This window comes from Kitasatospora sp. NPDC004799 (assembly GCF_040609095.1).
Taxonomy (GTDB): Bacteria; Actinomycetota; Actinomycetes; order Streptomycetales; family Streptomycetaceae; genus Kitasatospora.
This window is the reverse complement of sequence record NZ_JBEXJK010000172.1, coordinates 1-16,582: the sequence shown is the minus strand read 5'-3', so window position 1 is coordinate 16,582 and position 16,582 is coordinate 1. Positions and strand designations below refer to the sequence as shown.

At 75.7% G+C, this 16,582-nt stretch carries 16 protein-coding genes; 8 read left to right on the top strand and 8 right to left on the bottom strand.

Annotated features, from left to right (window positions below; translation table 11 throughout):
• From ABZW03_RS21790 to ABZW03_RS21775, 4 genes are all read right to left on the bottom strand, one after another.
• Positions 1-279: endonuclease/exonuclease/phosphatase family protein (locus tag ABZW03_RS21790; protein WP_355260629.1), on the bottom strand; the 279-nt coding region annotated here is incomplete at its 3' end.
• Positions 171-1,202, bottom strand: coding sequence for an MFS transporter (locus ABZW03_RS21785; RefSeq protein ID WP_355260626.1), 1,032 nt, complete (start codon positions 1,200-1,202; stop codon positions 171-173). The genes ABZW03_RS21790 and ABZW03_RS21785, both read right to left, overlap by 109 nt.
• An 84-nt stretch (positions 1,203-1,286) precedes the next feature.
• Positions 1,287-2,048, bottom strand: coding sequence for a MerR family transcriptional regulator (locus tag ABZW03_RS21780; RefSeq protein ID WP_355260623.1), 762 nt, complete (start codon positions 2,046-2,048; stop codon positions 1,287-1,289).
• 39 nt (positions 2,049-2,087) lie between these two features.
• On the bottom strand, positions 2,088-3,038 hold the full coding sequence (locus ABZW03_RS21775; protein ID WP_355260620.1) for an alpha/beta hydrolase: 951 nt from the start codon (positions 3,036-3,038) through the stop codon (positions 2,088-2,090).
• A gap of 196 nt (positions 3,039-3,234) precedes the next feature.
• On the opposite strand from ABZW03_RS21775, the gene ABZW03_RS21770 reads away from it, so the two are divergent.
• From ABZW03_RS21770 to ABZW03_RS21755, 4 genes are all read left to right on the top strand, one after another.
• Positions 3,235-4,809, top strand: coding sequence for a DUF2079 domain-containing protein (locus ABZW03_RS21770; protein WP_355260617.1), 1,575 nt, complete (start codon positions 3,235-3,237; stop codon positions 4,807-4,809).
• Positions 4,810-4,900: 91 nt separating this feature from the next.
• Entirely contained in the window at positions 4,901-5,305 is a 405-nt protein-coding gene (locus ABZW03_RS21765; RefSeq protein ID WP_355260614.1) for a GntR family transcriptional regulator, read from the top strand.
• 147 nt (positions 5,306-5,452) lie between these two features.
• Positions 5,453-6,409, top strand: coding sequence for an ABC transporter ATP-binding protein (locus ABZW03_RS21760; RefSeq protein ID WP_355260611.1), 957 nt, complete (start codon positions 5,453-5,455; stop codon positions 6,407-6,409).
• On the top strand, positions 6,406-7,404 hold the full coding sequence (locus tag ABZW03_RS21755) for a hypothetical protein (RefSeq protein WP_355260608.1): 999 nt from the start codon (positions 6,406-6,408) through the stop codon (positions 7,402-7,404). Before ABZW03_RS21760 ends, ABZW03_RS21755 begins: the two co-directional genes overlap by 4 nt.
• 122 nt (positions 7,405-7,526) lie before the next feature.
• Here the strand turns inward: ABZW03_RS21755 and ABZW03_RS21750 are convergent, their stop codons facing one another.
• Positions 7,527-8,183 (bottom strand): response regulator transcription factor, encoded by a 657-nt coding sequence (locus ABZW03_RS21750; protein ID WP_355260605.1) that lies wholly within the window; start codon positions 8,181-8,183, stop codon positions 7,527-7,529.
• Complete coding sequence (locus ABZW03_RS21745; RefSeq protein ID WP_355260602.1) at positions 8,171-9,502, bottom strand: sensor domain-containing protein; 1,332 nt, start codon at positions 9,500-9,502, stop codon at positions 8,171-8,173. Before ABZW03_RS21745 ends, ABZW03_RS21750 begins: the two co-directional genes overlap by 13 nt.
• Before the next feature lie 173 nt (positions 9,503-9,675).
• Here ABZW03_RS21745 and ABZW03_RS21740 point away from each other — a divergent pair, with 173 nt between their 5' ends.
• Positions 9,676-10,701, top strand: coding sequence for a hypothetical protein (locus ABZW03_RS21740; RefSeq protein WP_355260600.1), 1,026 nt, complete (start codon positions 9,676-9,678; stop codon positions 10,699-10,701).
• A 92-nt stretch (positions 10,702-10,793) separates the two neighbouring features.
• On the opposite strand, the gene ABZW03_RS21735 is transcribed toward ABZW03_RS21740, so the two are convergent.
• Positions 10,794-11,810: a helix-turn-helix domain-containing protein gene (locus ABZW03_RS21735; protein WP_355260597.1), complete on the bottom strand. Its 1,017-nt coding sequence runs from the start codon at positions 11,808-11,810 to the stop codon at positions 10,794-10,796.
• Between the two features lie 144 nt (positions 11,811-11,954).
• Here ABZW03_RS21735 and ABZW03_RS21730 point away from each other — a divergent pair, with 144 nt between their 5' ends.
• Positions 11,955-12,545, top strand: coding sequence for an isochorismatase family protein (locus ABZW03_RS21730; RefSeq protein WP_355260594.1), 591 nt, complete (start codon positions 11,955-11,957; stop codon positions 12,543-12,545).
• Between the two features lie 187 nt (positions 12,546-12,732).
• Positions 12,733-14,553: a polyprenyl diphosphate synthase gene (gene uppS, locus ABZW03_RS21725; protein WP_355260592.1), complete on the top strand. Its 1,821-nt coding sequence runs from the start codon at positions 12,733-12,735 to the stop codon at positions 14,551-14,553.
• Here uppS and ABZW03_RS21720 read toward each other — a convergent pair.
• Positions 14,507-15,178 (bottom strand): hypothetical protein, encoded by a 672-nt coding sequence (locus ABZW03_RS21720; RefSeq protein ID WP_355260589.1) that lies wholly within the window; start codon positions 15,176-15,178, stop codon positions 14,507-14,509. The two genes, uppS and ABZW03_RS21720, sit on opposite strands and share 47 nt — an antisense overlap.
• Positions 15,179-15,543: 365 nt before the next feature.
• Here ABZW03_RS21720 and ABZW03_RS21715 point away from each other — a divergent pair, with 365 nt between their 5' ends.
• A complete protein-coding gene (locus ABZW03_RS21715) occupies positions 15,544-16,335 on the top strand; it encodes a DUF2071 domain-containing protein (RefSeq protein WP_355260586.1) in 792 nt (263 codons plus the stop codon).
• The last annotated feature ends 247 nt before the right edge of the window (positions 16,336-16,582 follow it).

Sequence of the window (16,582 nt, the reverse complement as noted above, 5' to 3'; positions counted from 1 at the left end):
GCCCAGCGCGTGCCGCCCGGCCGCGAGCACCGGCAGCCGGCTGAGCAGCAGCAGGCCGTGGTCGGCGACCTCCGGCCCGAGCGGGTCGGCGCCGAGGGTGTACCCGGCGCGGACCCAGCGGGCCGCCAGCAGCAGGGCGACCAGGGCGGGCTCGACCTCCTGGAGCGCGATCACGTCGGCGTCGGCGGCCTCCAGCGCGGCGAGCAGCAGCGGGCGGCGCCGGGCGGTGGCGATCCGGTCGGCGTCGTAGCGGTCCCACAGGGTGTTCCAGGTGACCACACCGGCCGCAGCGCGCCGGCCGCCCGGCCGCCGGCCAGGACGTTGCCGAGCAGCCCGGCGGCGCCGTAGGCGAGCAGCAGGGCGGTGATCAGGCCGGTGCCGGCGTGGGTGGTTCCGGCCAGGAACGGTGTGACGTAGGTGTAGCTGCCGAAGTGGGCCACCACGATCAGGAAGGTCACCGCGATGCCGGTCCGGGTGCCCCGGCCGGCCAGCAGGCCGCGCAGCACGCCCAGCCCGGTGGCGGTCAGCGGGGGCAGCGGCGGCAGGGACCGCAGCAGGGCGGCCAGGGCGAGCAGGGTCAGCGCGGCCATCGCGAGGAAGGCGGCCCGCCATCCGGCCAGGGAGCCGAGGAACACCCCGGCCGGCACGCCGAGCACCGAGCCGAGCGGGACGGCCGAGAAGATCACCGTGTTGGCCCGGGCCCGCTGATGCTCCGGGACGAGGCGCGGGGCGAGTCCGGACCCGATCGACCAGAACGCCCCGATGACCAGGCCGAGGGCGACCCGGGCGGTGAGCACCGCCCAGTAGGCGGGGGCGAACGCGCTGAGCAGGTCCGCCAGGGTCAGGACCAGCAGCAGCGCGCAGAGCATGGTCCGCCGGTCCGCGCGCCTGGTCGCGACGGTCACCACGGGCGCGGCCACTGCGGCGACGATGCCCGGCAGGGTCATCATCAGCCCGGCCGTGCCGTCGGAGATCCGGAAGGTGGCGCCGATCGGGGTCAGCAGGCCGATCGGCAGGATCTCGGTGGTGACGATGGAGAACACGCCGGTCGTCACGGCGAGCACGGCGAGGGTGCCGCCGGCCCGGGCGGGCGGCGTCGGGGCGGGGGGCTTCGGGTCGGACGGCGTCGGGGTGGGGTGCTTCGGAGCGGTCGGAGCGGTCGGATCGGTCGGAGCGGGGTGGCGGGTGGTGCCGGTCGGCATGCCGGTGGTCCTGTCGGTGGGTGGTGGGTACGTGACCCGAAGTCCACCAAACGGACCGGGGGTTGGGCTGGCGTGAATCCGACGTCAACGCTTCCGGTCCGGCCCGGCCGTCCGGCGCTCCTCCGCGAGGCGGCGCTGCTTGGCGCGGTGCACGACCGCGTCGAGGATGCGCTGCCAGGTCGGCGAGGCCTCGGCGATCCGGGAGAGGATCACCGCCTGGTTCCCCGGCCGGCTGCTGTCCCGCCCGTGGGCGATCTCCCAGGCGTCTAGGTCGTCGATCAGCCGGTCCACCCGCGGATCGTCCGGTTCCCAGTCGAGCGACTGGTCGCAGAGGAGGAACAGCCGCATCGTCTCGGGGTCGTCGAAGCTGGCGTTCTTGTCCCGGACGCCCTGCCGCATGGCCTCCGGGTCCAGGGTCTGCAGCAGGATCCAGGTGTCGCGCTCGAGCAGGACGGACCGTTCGCTCACCCCGAGCGCGCGCATCCGGTCCAGGATGGCGACCACCTCGGGCGGCAGGGCGAGCCGCTCGCCGCTCGCCAGGTCGGCGATCCGGCGGCGGTGCTCGGCGAGTCGGTCGATCCGGCGGGCCAGCTCGGCGTCGAGTTCGGTGACGGCGGCGGCGAACTCCTCCGGCCGCGCTCGGAGCAGCTCGTCGATCCGGGCCAGCGGCACCCCGGCGTCCGCGAGCGTCCGGATCCGGATGAGGTCCACCGCGGCCTGCGCGCTGTACCGGCGGTAGCCGGAGGCGTCGCGCTCGGGCTCGGGCAGCAGCCCGACCTGGTGGTAGTGGCGGACGGTGCGCACGGTGACGCCGGCGGTCGCCGCGAGTTGACCGATCGTGAGCACTGTTCCGCTCCTGTTCCGTGAGGGGTCCGGGACCGAAGTCTAGGCCGGGTCCTCCTGGCCCGCGCCGTCGCAGCCCGCCTTCTCCACGGCGTCCTCCACGACGTTGCGGATCGCCTGGACGACGGCGTCCACGCGCTCGAAGACGACCTGGCTGTGCCCGGTGTCGGAGAGGATGCGCTGCTCGCCGTCGGAGACCCGGTCCACCATGTCCGCGTACAGCCGGGTCTTGCCGTCGTGCATCGCCTGGAGGAGCTCCGCGCCCATCACCTCCAGCTGGCCGGGATCGACGCCCAGCGGGGTGACCGCGATCAGCGGGACGTCGGGCAGGTCCGCCCCGGCCCGCAGCTCCACGGCCAGGTCGGGCATCGAGGCGCGCTCGGCCATGCCGGCGTGGATCCAGCGCTCGCTCACGTGGTACTCGACCAGCGCGTCCCGGAGGTCCGCCGGGAAGTCCGTGAGGAGCTCCTCGCACATCCGGCGGATGCCCGGGAGCGACTGCCGCAGCTGCTCCTCGGTGGGCGACAGCCGCTGGGTGGCGGCCAGGCTCGCCTCGGGGGGCATGTACGCGTCCCAGTCCCGGTGGAAGGCGTCCAGCCAGACCAGCCCGGCCACGTCCTGCGGGTACAGCTGCGCGAACCGGTGGGCGTAGGCGCCGCCGAGCGAGTGCGCGACCAGGACGTACGGGCCGGGGACGGCCTGGGCGTGCAGCAGTTCGTGCAGTTCGGTGGCGACCTCGGCGGCGGTGCGCGGCAGCGGGGCGTCGTCGCTGAAGCCGGTGCCGGCGCGGTCGTACACCACGGCGGTGGTGAATTGCGCGACGCCCTGCTGGACGCCGAAGTAGTCCAGGCCGATCGCGCTGGCGCCGGGCAGCAGGACGACGGCGGGCCCGCCGCTGCCCTGCCGGTGCAGGTGGAGGCGGCGGCCGTCGACCTCCTGGAAGGTGCCGATCGGGGGGTGGAGCGGGGTGGAGGTGGTGCTCTCGTTCGTCATGCGGCAAGCGTCCAACCCTGACGCAGCGGCAGGGTCAAGCGGGCGGCCCGAGGCTTCTCGGACTCCCGGCCGGGGCGCGGTTTCGGGGTCTTTCGGGCAGCCCGGAGGCCCGGTCGGCGTCGGCCGGCCGGGTTTGACGGCTGCTCGGGCTTCCACCACCCTTCCACTAATCGAATAGTGAAAGGGTACTTTGCCGATGCCCGCTTCCGTCTCCCCGCCCGCGCGGTCCGGGAGGGTCGCGCGACCCGCGCCCTCCGCCGACCCCGCGCCCTCCGCCGACCCCGCACTCTCCGCCGACCCCGCACCCTCCGTCAGCCCCGCACCCGCCGCCGTGCTCGCACTGGCCGCCGACCCCGCACCCGCCGCCGTGCTCGCACTGGTCGTCCGGAGAGCGAAGCCCTTCGCCCGCCGCCCCGCCGTGCTCGCCTGGGGCCTGGCGGCGGGGTTCGCCGCGCTCTACGCCTGCGTCGGCGTCAACCGCCACCGGCGCGGCCTCACCAAGGCCTACGACCTGGGGATCTTCGAGCAGGCCGTCCGGGCGTACGCCCACGGGCAGGCGCCGGTCGTGCCGCTCAAGGGGCCCGGCTACCACCTGCTCGGCGACCACTTCCACCCGCTGATCGCCGTCCTCGCCCCCGCCTACCGGGCCTTCCCGAGCCCGCTCACCCTCGTCGTCGCCCAGGCGCTGCTGATGGCACTGGCCGTCGTCCCGCTGACCCGCTGGGCCCACGAGGTGGCCGGGCCGCGGGTGGCGCTGCTCGTCGGCTGCGCCACCGGCGCCTCCTGGGGGATCGTCCGGGCGGCGGCCGACGACTTCCACGAGATCGCCTTCGCCGTCCCGCTGCTCGCCTTCGCGGCCACCGCACTCGGCCGGCGCCGGCCGCTCGCCGCCGCGCTCTGGTCGCTGCCGCTGCTGCTGGTCAAGGAGGACCTGGGGCTGACGGTGGCCGCCGTCGGCGCCCTGATCGCCTGGCAGGCCCGGCGGGAGCGGCGGCGCAGCCCGCTGCCCGGGCTCGCCCTCGCCGCCGTCGGCCTCGCCGCGACCGCGCTCACCGTGCTCGTCGTGCTGCCGGCGTTCAACCCGAGCGGGGGCTTCGACTACTGGCAGCAGCTGGACGGCGGCGGGCGGCCCTCGCCCTGGTCGCTGCCGCTGCGGCTCGCGTGGCCGCCGGTCAAGTGGCTGCTGCTGTTCCTGCTGGCCGCCACCGCCGGGTTCCTCGGCCTGCGCTCCCCGCTCGTGCTGCTCTGCGTGCCCACCCTCGCCTGGCGGTTGGCCTCCGCCAACCCGCACTACTGGGGCGTCAGTTACCACTACAGCGCGGTGCTGATGCCGATCGTGCTCGCGGCCCTGGTCGACGTCCTCCGCCGGGTGGACGCGCGGCGGGCCGGGCGCGCGCTCGCCGTCAGCGCCCTGGTGACCGCCGTGACGCTGCCGCTCTACCCGCTGCACGAGGTGGTGATGCCCGAGGCCTGGCGCACCCCGCCCCGGCTCACCGAGACCCGGGCGCTGCTCCACCGGATACCCGACGGCGCCACCGTGGCCGCCTCCAACCGGCTGGCGGCCCAGCTGACCGGCCGGGCGGAGGTCACCCTGGTGTGCCGGGCGCCGGTGGGGCCCGGCCCGCAGTGGGTGGCCGTCGACCTGCGCGACCCGAGCGTGCAGGCCCCGTGCGCCACCGCCGACACCGCCCGGATGCTGGCCGGCTACCGGGAGCGCGGCTACCGGGGACTGGTCGAGCAGGACGGCCTGCTCCTGCTGCAGCGCCCCTGACGTTCGGCACGGGACCCCCGGGTCCGGCTTGACCCACGCGCCGCCGTGGGCCACCATTCCACTATTGAACTAGTGAAAGGCCGAAGCGCGGGTGATCGAGTACCGCATCGAGCGGCGCAGCGGCGTCTCCACGTACCAGCAGATCGTGCAGCAGACCAAGCAGGCCCTGCGGCTCGGGCTGCTGCAGCCCGGGGACAAGCTGCCGACCGCCCGTGAAGTGGTCGAACTGACCGCGATCAACCCCAACACCGTGCTGAAGGCCTATCGCGAACTCGAACGCGAAGGGCTGGTCGAGCCCCGCCCGGGGCTCGGCACCTTCGTCCGGCGCTCGCTCGCCCGGCCGGAGGCGGCGGCGGACGGGCCGCTGCGCGCGGACCTGGTCGGGTGGGTGGACCGGGCCCGGGGGGCCGGGCTGGAGCGCGAGGACATCGCCGCGCTGATGGCGTCCGTCCTGGAGCAGCGCTTCGACACCGGGGTCTCCGGCTCCGACGGCTGAGTCCTCGACACCGGGGTCGCGGGCCCCGCCAACGGGCCCGAGTCCTCGACGGCGGGGGCCTGAGGCCTCGGCACCGGGGCCGCGTACCTCGACACCGGGGACCGAGACTCCCCGGCAACACCGAACCGAGAACAGTGGGGGGACCGGGTGGACGACCCGACGACCACGGCGCCCGCGTCGGCGCCGCTGCCGGAGGCCGGGCAGGCGCCGGCCCTGGAGGCCGAAGGCCTCGGCAGGAACTACCGGAGCGGCTGGGCCCTGCGCGGCTGCGACGTCACCGTCCCGGCCGGGCGGATCTGCGGCGTGGTGGGCCCCAACGGCGCGGGCAAGAGCACTCTGCTCTCCCTCGCCGCAGGCCAACTCAAGGCCACCGAGGGGCAGTTGCGGATCCTCGGCGTCCCGGCCGGGGCGCCCGAGCTGCGCGCCCGGGTCGCCTACGTGCCGCAGGACAAGCCGCTCTACCCGGGCCTCACCGTCGCCGAGACGCTGCGGATGGGCCGTGAGCTCAACCCGGTGTGGGACGAGGCGCTGGCCCGGCAGATCGCCGACCAGGGCGAGTTGAGCCCCAGGGCGCGGATCGGCTCGCTCTCCGGCGGCCAGCGCACCCGGGTCTGCCTCGCGCTCGCCCTCGGCAAGCTCCCCGACCTGCTGCTGCTCGACGAACCGATGTCCGACCTCGACCCGCTCGCCCGGCACCAGCTGATGGGCACCCTGATGTCGGTCGCCGCCGAGCGCGGCACCAGCATCGTGCTGTCCTCGCACATCCTCCCCGAACTGGACGGCGTCATCGACCACTTGCTGCTCGTCCAGCGCGGACGCGTCCGGCTGGCCGGAGACCTGGAGGAGATCCTCGACGGGCACCGGCTGCTCACCGGGCCGGCCGCCCAGGGCGCCCCGCCGACCGCCGGGTCGGTGATCGAGCGGCGGGTCAGCGGCCGCCGGGCGATCGCCCTGGTCCGCACCGGCGAGCCGGTGGACGGGGAGTGGGAGAGCGAGCGGCCGAGCCTGGAGGAGCTGCTGCTCGGCTATCTCCGCGCACCCGCCGACCCGCGTGACCCGCGTGACCCGCACGACCCGAACGACTCGCACGAGGTGGCCGCATGAGCACGACCGTCCTGCCCGACCGCGCCACCGCTCCGACCGCCGCCGCCACCCCCGGCCTGCGCGGGCTGCTCTGGCTGACACTCCGTCAGAACAGAGTCGTCCTCCTGGTCCTGGGGGCACTGCTGCTCGTGGCGGTGGCCGACCTCCTCTGGATCCACGTCCTCTGCCGCCGCATCGTGGACGAGCTGCAGCGGACCGGCTGCGACAGCCCCGAAGCCCGGTCCGACGCCGGCTGCTGGACCGTCTACGAACCGATCCACTCCCCGACCTTCTGGTTCGTCCAGGTCCTCCAGCCCGCCGTCACCGCCGTCCCGCTGCTGATCGGCGTGTTCGTCGGCGCCCCGCTGCTGGCCCAGGAGTACGAACGCGGCACCATCCGCCTGATCCGGGCCCAGTCCGTCAGCCCGATCCGCTGGCTGGCCGTCCGCCTCGCCGTCCCCGGCCTCGCCGTCCTCGCCGCCAGCGGGGTGCTCGCCGTGCTGATGACCTGGGTGTGGTGGACGGACATCGTGCACGGCCCGTACGCCTTCGACCCGCCGTTCCAGTTCTTCACCTACCCGGCCCTGGGCCTCGCCCCGATCGCCTGGTCCCTGTTCGCCCTGGGCCTCGGCGTCCTGGTCGGCCAACTCGTCCGCCGCCTCGTGCCCGCGATGTTCCTCACCGGCGCCCTCGTCGCCGCCGCCCACGGCCTCGTCCGCTGGGCCCGCCCGTACCTCTACCCGATCGTGGACCAGGTCGCCGCCGTGGGCACCCCCCAGCCCACCAACGCCTGGCTCCTCGGCCGCGGCATCGTCCTGCCCGACGGCACCCGCGCCAGCACGGACACCTGCCTCTTCTCCTTCCACACCGTTCCCAGCTGCGAGGCCGCCACCGCCTCCTGGGCCCGCTTCCACCCAGCCGACCACCTCCTCCCCATCCAACTGGTGGAGGCCGGCATCCTGCTCACCCTCACGGCCCTCCTGCTGCTCGCCGCCTTCCGCCGCATCCGCGCCTGACGGCGGCAGTCGCGGCGATGAGCCGTCGGCGCCGAGCCGCTGCCGCCGTCCGGGCGGCAGCGGCTCGATCCGGTTCCGTCCGGCGCCCGGTCTCGGAGGCATCCCCCGACCGACGGCGGGGGTCAGCCGTCCGTGCGGGCGCGGAGGTAGGTGAGGACGGCGCGGACGCGGCGGTGGCCGGTGTCGGGGGTGGGCATGCCGAGCTTGCCGAAGATGCTGCCGATGTGCTTGTTCACCGAGCTCTCGGCGAGGAAGAGGAGCCGGGCGATGGTCGGGTTGTTGTGGCCCTCGGCCATCAGGGCGAGCACCTCGCGCTCGCGCGGGGTGAGGGCGGCCAGCGGGTCGGGGCCGCTCCGGTGGGCCATCAGCTGGGAGATGACCTCCGGGTCCATCGCAGTGCCGCCCTCGGCGACGCGTCGCAGGGCCTGGAGGAACTCCTCGGCGTGGCCGACCCGGTCCTTGAGCAGGTAGCCGACGCCGGCGGCGCTCTGGGCCAGCAGCTCGGCGGCGTAGGTGCGTTCGACGTACTGGGAGAGGATCAGGACGGGCAGCGCGGGCAGTCGGCGGCGGGCCTCGACGGCGGCGCGCAGGCCCTCGTCGCGGAAGTCCGGCGGCAGCCGGACGTCGACCACGGCGACGTCGGGCCGGTGGTCCAGCAGGGCGGGCAGCAGGTCGTCGCCGTGCTCGACAGTCGCGCAGACCTCGTGCCCCTCGCTGTGCAGCAGCAGGACCAGGCCCTCGCGGAGCAGGGCGTTGTCCTCGGCGATCAGGATCCGCACGGGATCTCCACCTCCAGGATGGTCGGGCCCCCGGGCGGGCTGGACAGGCGGGTGGTGCCGTCGAACGCGGCGACCCGGCGGCGCAGGCCGGGCAGCCCGCTCCCGGCGCCCTCGACGGCGCCGCCCCGGCCGTCGTCCTCGACCCGGACGGCGACGGCGGCGGCGGTGATCCGCAGCCGGACCAGGGCGGTGCGGGCGCCGCTGTGCCGGGCGACGTTGGCGAGCGCCTCGGAGACCACGAAGTAGGCCGCGGCCTCGGCGGCGGCCGGTGCCCGCGGCGGCTCGGCGGACGGCCGGGTGGCTGCCTCGGGTGCGTCCAGCGAAACCCGGGTGGGCACGGCGCAGCGGTCGGCGAGCGACCGTACGGCCTCGGCGAGGCCGCGGTCGGCGAGCAGCGGCGGGTGGATGCCGCGCACCAGGGCGCGCAGCGACTCCAGGGCCTGCTCGGCGACGCGTTGGGTGGAGTCCACCAACTCGGCCGCCTGCTCGGGGCGTTGGTCGAGCGCGCGGCGGATCATGCCGAGCCGGAGCGAGACGGCCACCAGGTTGGCCTGGGCGCCGTCGTGCAAGTCCCGCTCGATCCGGCGCAGTTCGGCGGCATGGGCGTCCAGCGCCTCGGACCGGCTGGTGGTCAGCTCCTGGACGCGCCGGGCGAGCGAGGCGCGGGGCCGGGCGACCAGCAGTCGGCGGGAGACCCGGGCGTGCAGGTCGGCGGCGGGCGCCAGCACGGCCAGGGCGACCGCGACGTAGCCGACCCCACCGGCCGCCGCCGCGAGGGCCACTGGCCACGAGTCGACGGTCAGCAGGATGATCCGTCCGCGCTCCTCGTCCGGCAGCAGTCGCCACCACACCGGCGCCGTCAGCCAGTTGAGGGCGTGGCTGCACAGGGTGAGGGCGGCTGCGCACAGCAGGGTTCCGGCGGTGCCGTGGGCGAGCAGCCACACCAGGTCCCGGCGGACGGCCGGATCGCGCACGGACACCCGCTCGCCGTACGGGGTGCGCGGCCGGTCGCCGCCCAGCCGCCGGCCGACCAGCCGCCGGTGGAACTCGGCGCCGCGGCGCAGCAGTCGCAGGGCCGGCCGGAGCAGCGGCAGGCCGACGCCGACCGGGCAGAGGGCGAGCACCACGAGCAGCAGGCCGAGCCCGACCAGTGCGGCCATCCCGGTGCCGAGGCAGCGCAGGAGGTAGCCGGCGGCGGCGGGGGAACGGCGCACCGCGGCGCGGGCGGTGGAGCGCGGGCGCGAGCGGGGCGTGGCGCCGGCGACGGCGGAGCGGACGGTCGACCGGACCGTGGACGCGGCAATCCTGGACGTCCGCACGACTGTTCAGCGCCCCCGAGCGTCCGAGCCGACTTACCGATCCGACTTACCGATCCGACTTTTCGGTCACCCTAGCACCGGCGCCGGAACCGGCCCGCGGCCTGCGGGCCTTCCCCCGGCGGCGGGGGCGGCTCCACAATGGGCCGGTCGATCGCGGAAGTGGGGGGACCGGGGTGGAGTGGCTGCTGGGGATCGGTGGGGCCCTGCTGCTCGGAGTGCTGACCAACATGGTGTACGACTTCGCCAAGTACGGCAGTTCGCGGCTCGGATCCCGGCTGCCGGTGCCGCGCGTCCGGCGGGCGAGCCTGACGGCCGCGGCCCGGGCGCACGACGTGCGGGCGGACGGGCTGGCGCCGCTGATCACCTGGTCGGCGACCCGGCCGCTGACGCCGAACACGCTGGTGACGGCGCACCACGGACGGGTGGAACGCCCGCACGTGCTGGACGCGGTCGGCTGGGCCGACGAGGTGGCGCGCCAGCGGGCGGCCGGTGCGGCGGGCCGGACGGCGTACATCTCGCGGCTGACGGTCGATCACGGCGAGCACGGCGGCGCGCGGGTCTGCGAGGTGGACATCGCCGAGAGCGACTACGCGGAGTGCATGGCCACCACCCGGCTGGGCCGGGAGGACCCGGAGGTGGCCCGGCTGCTGCGCGCGGCGCTGGACGAGGGGCTGACGAGCTTCGTGGCCGTCGCGCCGCCCACGATGGTCAGCGCCTGCGTCGCGGTGCGGGACCGGCTGGGCCGGCTGCTGCTGCTCCGCCGCTCGCTGGCGGTCAACACCTTCCCGGCGCAGTGGACGGTCGGGATCAACGAGACGATGAAGTACCGCGACGAGCCGGGCGCCGCCGAGGACTTCTACGGTCTGGTCCGGCGGGCGCTGGAGGAGGAGTTGGGGCTGCTGCCGGAGGACGTCGGGCCGACGGTGATCACCTGGCTGGGCTGGAGCGAACCGGCCTCCTGCTACAACCTGGTGGCCACCGTCCGGTCCCGGCTCGACGCGGCCGAGATCGACCGCCGCCGGGAGGCCTGCCACAGCACCTTCGAGCACGACATGGCCGTCTGGGTGCCGTTCACCCGCCGGACGGTCTCCGAACTGGTCGAGGGCGGCACCTGCCCGGACGGCTCGCGCCGCTGGTCGTACCTCGCGCCGCTGGTGGCCTGGGAGGCCTGGCGGGCGGCGCAGCAGGAACGGGCGTAGACGGAAACGGGCGTAGACGGGAACGGGCGTAGACGGGAACGGGCGCAGGCGGGAACGGGCGCAGGCGGGAACGGGCGCAGGCCGCGCCGCGCTCACCGGGCGGGGCGTTCAGCGACCCCCGTGGTCCGGAACCGCTGCCGGTAGTCGGTCGGGGTGGTGCCGAGGCGGCGGCGGAAGGCACGCACCAGGGTGTCGGTGGTGCCGAACCCGCAGGCGGTGGCGATGCGTTCGAGCGTCGCGTCGGTGGACTCCAGCTGGTGGCGGGCGAGTTCCACCCGGGCCGACTCGACGTAGGCGCTCGGGGTGGTGCCCAGCTCGGTCTTGAAGATCCGGGTCAACTGCCGCTCGCTGACGTGGGCGTGGGCCGCGAGGTCCGGGACGGTGAGCCGGCCGGCGAGGTTGCGCAGGATGTGGTGGCGCAGCTCCTCGATCCGCCGGGTGGTCGACACGGGCTCCAGCGGGACGCTGAACTGGCTCTGGCCGCTGGGGCGTTTGAGGTACATGACGAGCTGGCGGGCGACCCGCAGCGCCAGCTCCTCGCCGAAGTCCTCGGCGACCAGGGCGAGCGACAGGTCCAGGCAGGCGCTGATGCCCGCGCCCGTCCAGACCTCGCTCTCGCGGATGAAGATCGGGTCCGCGTCGACCTCGATCTCCGGGTGCTCGTCGGCGAGTTGGCCGGCCGTGGACCAGTGGGTGGTGGCGCGCCGCCCGTCCAGCAGTCCGGCGGCGGCGAGCAGGTGGGCGCCGACGCAGACGCTGGCCACCCGGCGCGAGCGGGCGGCCAGGGTGCGGACCCGGTCGACGACCGCGGGGTCGGCCAGCGCGCGGACCCGGCGGCGGTCGTCCACCTCGACCGAGCCGGGCACCAGCAGGGTGTCGATCCGGCTCCGGGCGGCCTCGTCGAAGGTGAGGTCCGGCAGGACGCGCACGCCCGCCGCGGTGGTGACCGGCTCCGTCGTCTCGGCGGCGAGCACCACCCGGTAGCCGGTGGCGTCGTCGGTCTCCCGGCGGACCAGGGAGAACACCTCGGGCGGGCCGGTCACGTCGAGCAGGTCGACGCCCTCGAACAGCACGATGACGATCAGCCGCTGCACGGCCTGCGCGGTCACGGGTCCGGCCCCTCCCTCGATGTCGGAATCTGCATGTTAGGCGACATTGCCGCCATCCGAACGCCGCCCGTAGCGTTCAGAGCGCCGGCCGCACCAGGTGCGACCCGCGAGTTCCCCGACCCCCGACCGTGAAGGCGGTACCCCGTGCCCACGACCACCCTGCGCACCCTCAACGGCCTCGACGAGCAGCCGGCCGTGCTCGGTGACGCGACCCTGATCATGATCGACTACCAGAACACCTACGTGCGCGGCGTGATGGAGCTGGCGGGCTGGCAGGAGGCACTGGACGCCGGCGCCGACCTGCTCGCCCGGGCCCGGGCGGCCGGCGCCACGGTGATCCACGTGGTCAACGACGGCGGCGAGGGCACCCCGTACGACATCCGGGCCGAGATCGGGCGGATCCACCCGAGCGTGGCGCCGGCCGAGGGCGAGCGGGTGGTGGTCAAGCGGGCCCCGGACGCCTTCGTCGGCACCGACCTGGGCGAACTGGTCGACGCGGCCGGCCACCAGGACCTCGTCCTCGCCGGGTTCATGACCCACATGTGCGTCGCCTTCACCGCGGCCGGCGCCTTCCTGCGCGGCAACCGCCCGACGGTGGTGGCCGCGGCCTGTGCCACCCGGCCGCTGACGTCGGCGGGCACCGAGCTGACGGCCGCCCAGGTGCACCGCGCCGCGCTGGCCACGATCGGCGACCTGTACGGCGTGGTGGTGGAGTCCCCGGCCGACCTCGGCTGAGTTTCTGTCGGCCACGGCGGGGCCCGGGGCGGGAGTTCGACGGTCCGGCGGGGCGGTCCGGGCCCGTCGGCGGCCGCCGCCCGGATCGCCACCTCTCCGCCGCCGACTCGTTGACCAGGGGGCGGGGGCGACGGCGGCCCGGCGTGCGGGGTGTCGACGGAGGCGCGGGGCGGGGAGGGGAGCGGCCATGGCGGGGGACGGCGCGGCGGAGCTGGCGGAGTCGTACCGGCTCTGCGAGCAGGAGGTGGCCGCCCACCTGGCCCCGCTGCGGGCGATCGGCGACACGCTGCCGCTGGAGGTGCGGCCGCACGTCCACGCCGTCAACGCCTTCGCCTCCCGGTCCGACCGGATCGCCGACACGGACGCCGGCGACGCGGACGGCAACGACGCGGACGACAACGACGCCGACGCGGGCGATGCGCACGCAGGCGACGCCGACCCCGCCGAGCGGCAGCGCCGGTTCGCCCGCTGGCGGGCCGACACCCTGGCCGAGCTGGCGGCCGGCCGCAGCGGGCACCCGCTGCGCCGGGCGTTTGTGGACACCGTGCGCCGCTGGGAGCTGGACCCGGCGCTGGTCGAGGAGTTCCTGGACGCCACCCTGGCCGACGCCGCCCGCCCGCCCGCCTTCGAGACCCGGGCGGACCAGCGCCGCCACCTGCGGGGCGTCGCGGGGACGATCACCGAGCTGTGGGCCCCGCTGCTGGGGGCACGCGGTCGGCGAGCGGCGGGCGCGCTGTCCGCGCTGGGGGAGGCCTGCCAACTGGCCGACATCCTGGAGGACCTCCCGCTCGACCTCGCGGCCGGCCGCTGCTACCTGCCGCAGGAGGAGCTGCGCCGGCTCGGCCTGACCACCGCCGACCTGAGCCGGAAGGACCACCGGCACCACCACCGGGCCGACCGGGCCGACCGGGCCGCCCTGGACGAGCTGGTCGAGCGCCAACAGGCGCAGCTGCACCGGCTGTTGGAGCAGGCCCTGCCCGCCACCTGGCTCGCCGCCCCCGGTTGCCGCCCGTTCCTGCACACCCTGCTGCTCGGCGCCCAGCTCCAGGACGACGAAGTGACGCTGGTGCGCTCGCGCGTCCTGGCCGAGGGCCTCACACCGCTGAGCCCCGACGGCATGACGCTCCGCCCACGCGCCCGGTCCGAGCCGCCGGAGGGCGCGCCCGCCCACGTCGCCGTGATCATGGACGGCAACCGCCGGTGGGCCGAGGCCCGGCGACTGCCCGCCGAGCACGGCCACCGGGCCGGGCAGCGGGCCGCGCTGCGCCTGGTCAACGCGGCGCTGCGGCTGGGCGTCCGGCACCTGAGCCTGTACGCGTTCTCCACCGAGAACTGGGGCCGCCCGCCGGAGGAGCTGACCGCGCTGTTCGACGCGCTGGCCGACGGCCTCACCCGCGGTGCGGAGGGGCTGCACGCGCTCGGTGTACGGATCCGCTGGTGCGGCCGGCGGGACCGGGTGGACGAGTCGCTGGCCTCCTCGATCGCGCTGGTGGAGAGCCTGACGTCGAACAACGGCACGCTGACCCTGACGGTCTGCGTGGACTACGGCGGACGGGAGGAACTGGCCGCCGCGGCGCGGAGCCTGGCGGCGGAGGCGGTGGCCGGCGGGATCCGTCCGGAGGCGATCGGCCCGGCCGACCTCGCCCGGCACCTGTACCTCCCGGACCTCCCGGACGTCGACCTGCTGATCCGCACCTCGGGGGAGCAGCGGATCAGCAACTTCCTGCCCTGGCACCTCGCCTACGCCGAGCTGCTGTTCGACCCGACGCCGTGGCCCGACTACGACCTGGCCCGGCTGCGCGAGGCGGTCCGGGCCTACGCGGCCCGCGAGCGCCGCTTCGGCGGCGGGGTGCCCGCCCAGACCCGGAAGCCGCAGCAGCCGCAGCAGTCCCGGCAACCGCAGCAGCCCCGCCAGGCCGGGCGGTCCCAGCCGGTCCAGCACCCCCAGCAGTCCCGGCGGCCTACCCCTGCGCCGCCGGGGGAGGGGTGTACGTCCCCTCCGCCGTGACGTACGCCAGCACGGTGTCCACGGTGACCGGGTGCGCGCCGTAGTTCGCGGTGTAGGCGTCCACCGCCTCCTGGGTGGGGCGCAGCGGCACCCCGCTGAGCCGGACCTTCATCGGCTGCCCGGCCGGCACCGGCTGGGCCGTCAGCTTCCCCTCCGCCAGGCCGCAGTGGAAGGCCGAGCGGTGCCCCATCTCGGCCCCGCCGACCTCGCACCGGCCGGAGGCCAGGCCGTCCCGGATCGCGCCGGCCAGGTTCACCACCCGGTAGTCGCCCTGGGAGGTGCGGACGCAGACCCCGCCCTCCAGCGTCCCGTCGCCGTGGGCCTTCGGCAGGTTCGCGAGGGACGGGTCCCCCTGGGCCGAGCGGATCGGCAGGCGGACCGCCGGGCCCCACTCGTCCGGCACCAGGCGCGCCGGGGCCACGACGTCCACCGTCGCGTGGAAGCGGTCCAGCTGGGCCTGGGCCGCCGGTGTCCAGTGCACCTCCACCCAGCCGTCGGAGAGCGTGCCCAGCCGTCCGGAGCGGTCGCCGTCGTCGTCGACGGCACCGGCCGCCGACCCGGTGAGCCACCCCAGCAGCGGGGTGGCCAGCGCCGCGCCCAGCAGCGTCCGTCGCGTCGTGCTCATCGTCCCGTTCCGTCCTTCCCGGGCCGCCACCGTACGGCCTTGGGACGGATCATCCGTCTCCCGGCGGCTCGCGGGGCCGGCCCGGAGGACGAAACCACTCGTGCGGGGGGAGCAGGGAGCGGTTCCGGGTGGTTCGTCCGGAGAACGACGCCCCCCAGGAGTCCGCGCGCCCGCTCGCCGTGCGGAACGCGCCCCTCCGGGCCCGAGGCGGTCCGCGGACGGCTCCCCAACCCCGAGTTGAACGCGTTCAAAGTCGTGCGCCATGATGAGGACGCGCGAGAACACCCCACCGCGGCCTGCGGCGCAGGGCGGTCCCGTGCTGCCCCGTCACGCTCCGAACCCCCGCACCAGACACGGAGTCGACCGTGCGACACCTGCTGCAACGCCACCCCTTCGCGATGCGCACCCACTTCGCGCACTCGCTCGTCCTCACCTACGCCCTGCCGCCCCGGCTGCTCACCCCGCTGGTGCCGCCCGGCCTCGCCCTGGACACCTACACCGACCCCGACGGCACCGAGCATGGCTTCGTCGCCGCCGCCGTCGTGGACACCCGGGCGCTGCGGCCGGCCGCGCTGCCCGCCCGCCTCGGCCGGGACTTCATCCTGACCGGCTACCGGGTCTTCACCCGCTTCCCGACCCCCGGCGGCCGCACCATGCGCGGCCTGCGCATCCTGCGCTCCGACACCGACAGCCGGATGATGGCGCTCGGCGGCAACGCCTTCTCCCGCTACCACTACCGGCACGCCCGGATCGGCACCCGGGTGGTCGGCGACACCCTGGAGTTCAAAGTGGTCAGCGGCGACGGCCGCGCCGACCTGCACGTGCGCGCCGACCTCGGCGGCGCCCCCGCCGCCCTCCCGGCGGGCAGCCCGTTCGCGGACGCCCGGGCCGCGCGCCGCTTCGCCGGCCCGCTGCCCTACACCTTCGAGTACGAGCCGCAGACCCGCTCGATGATCGTGGTCAAGGCCACCCGCGCCCACTGGGACCCGGTCCCGGTGGCCGTCGAGGTGCCCCGGCTCACCTTCTTCGACCACGGCCCGCTGGCCGGCAGCCGGCCGGTGCTCGCCAACGCCTTCCACGTCGCCGGCCTCGACTACGGCTGGCACGCCGGGGAGCGCCGCGACCTCACCGGAGCCGTCCGAGGAGCCGTCCGATGACCACCCCCGCCCCGACCGGCCCCCGCCCGGTCGCCGTTCGCCCGCACGGCGACCGCCCGTCCGCAGCCCGCCCGACCGCCCGCTGCGCGGCCGTCCTCTGCCCGTCCACGGCCCGGTCCGCCGGCCCCCGCCCGTCCGGCGTGCGCGAGGTCGTCCGCTGGCCCGCCCGCCGTACCGGGACGCGGTGGTCAACCCGGTGCGCACCCTGCTGCCGGACGGCTCGTACGCCGACCTGCCGCCGTACACC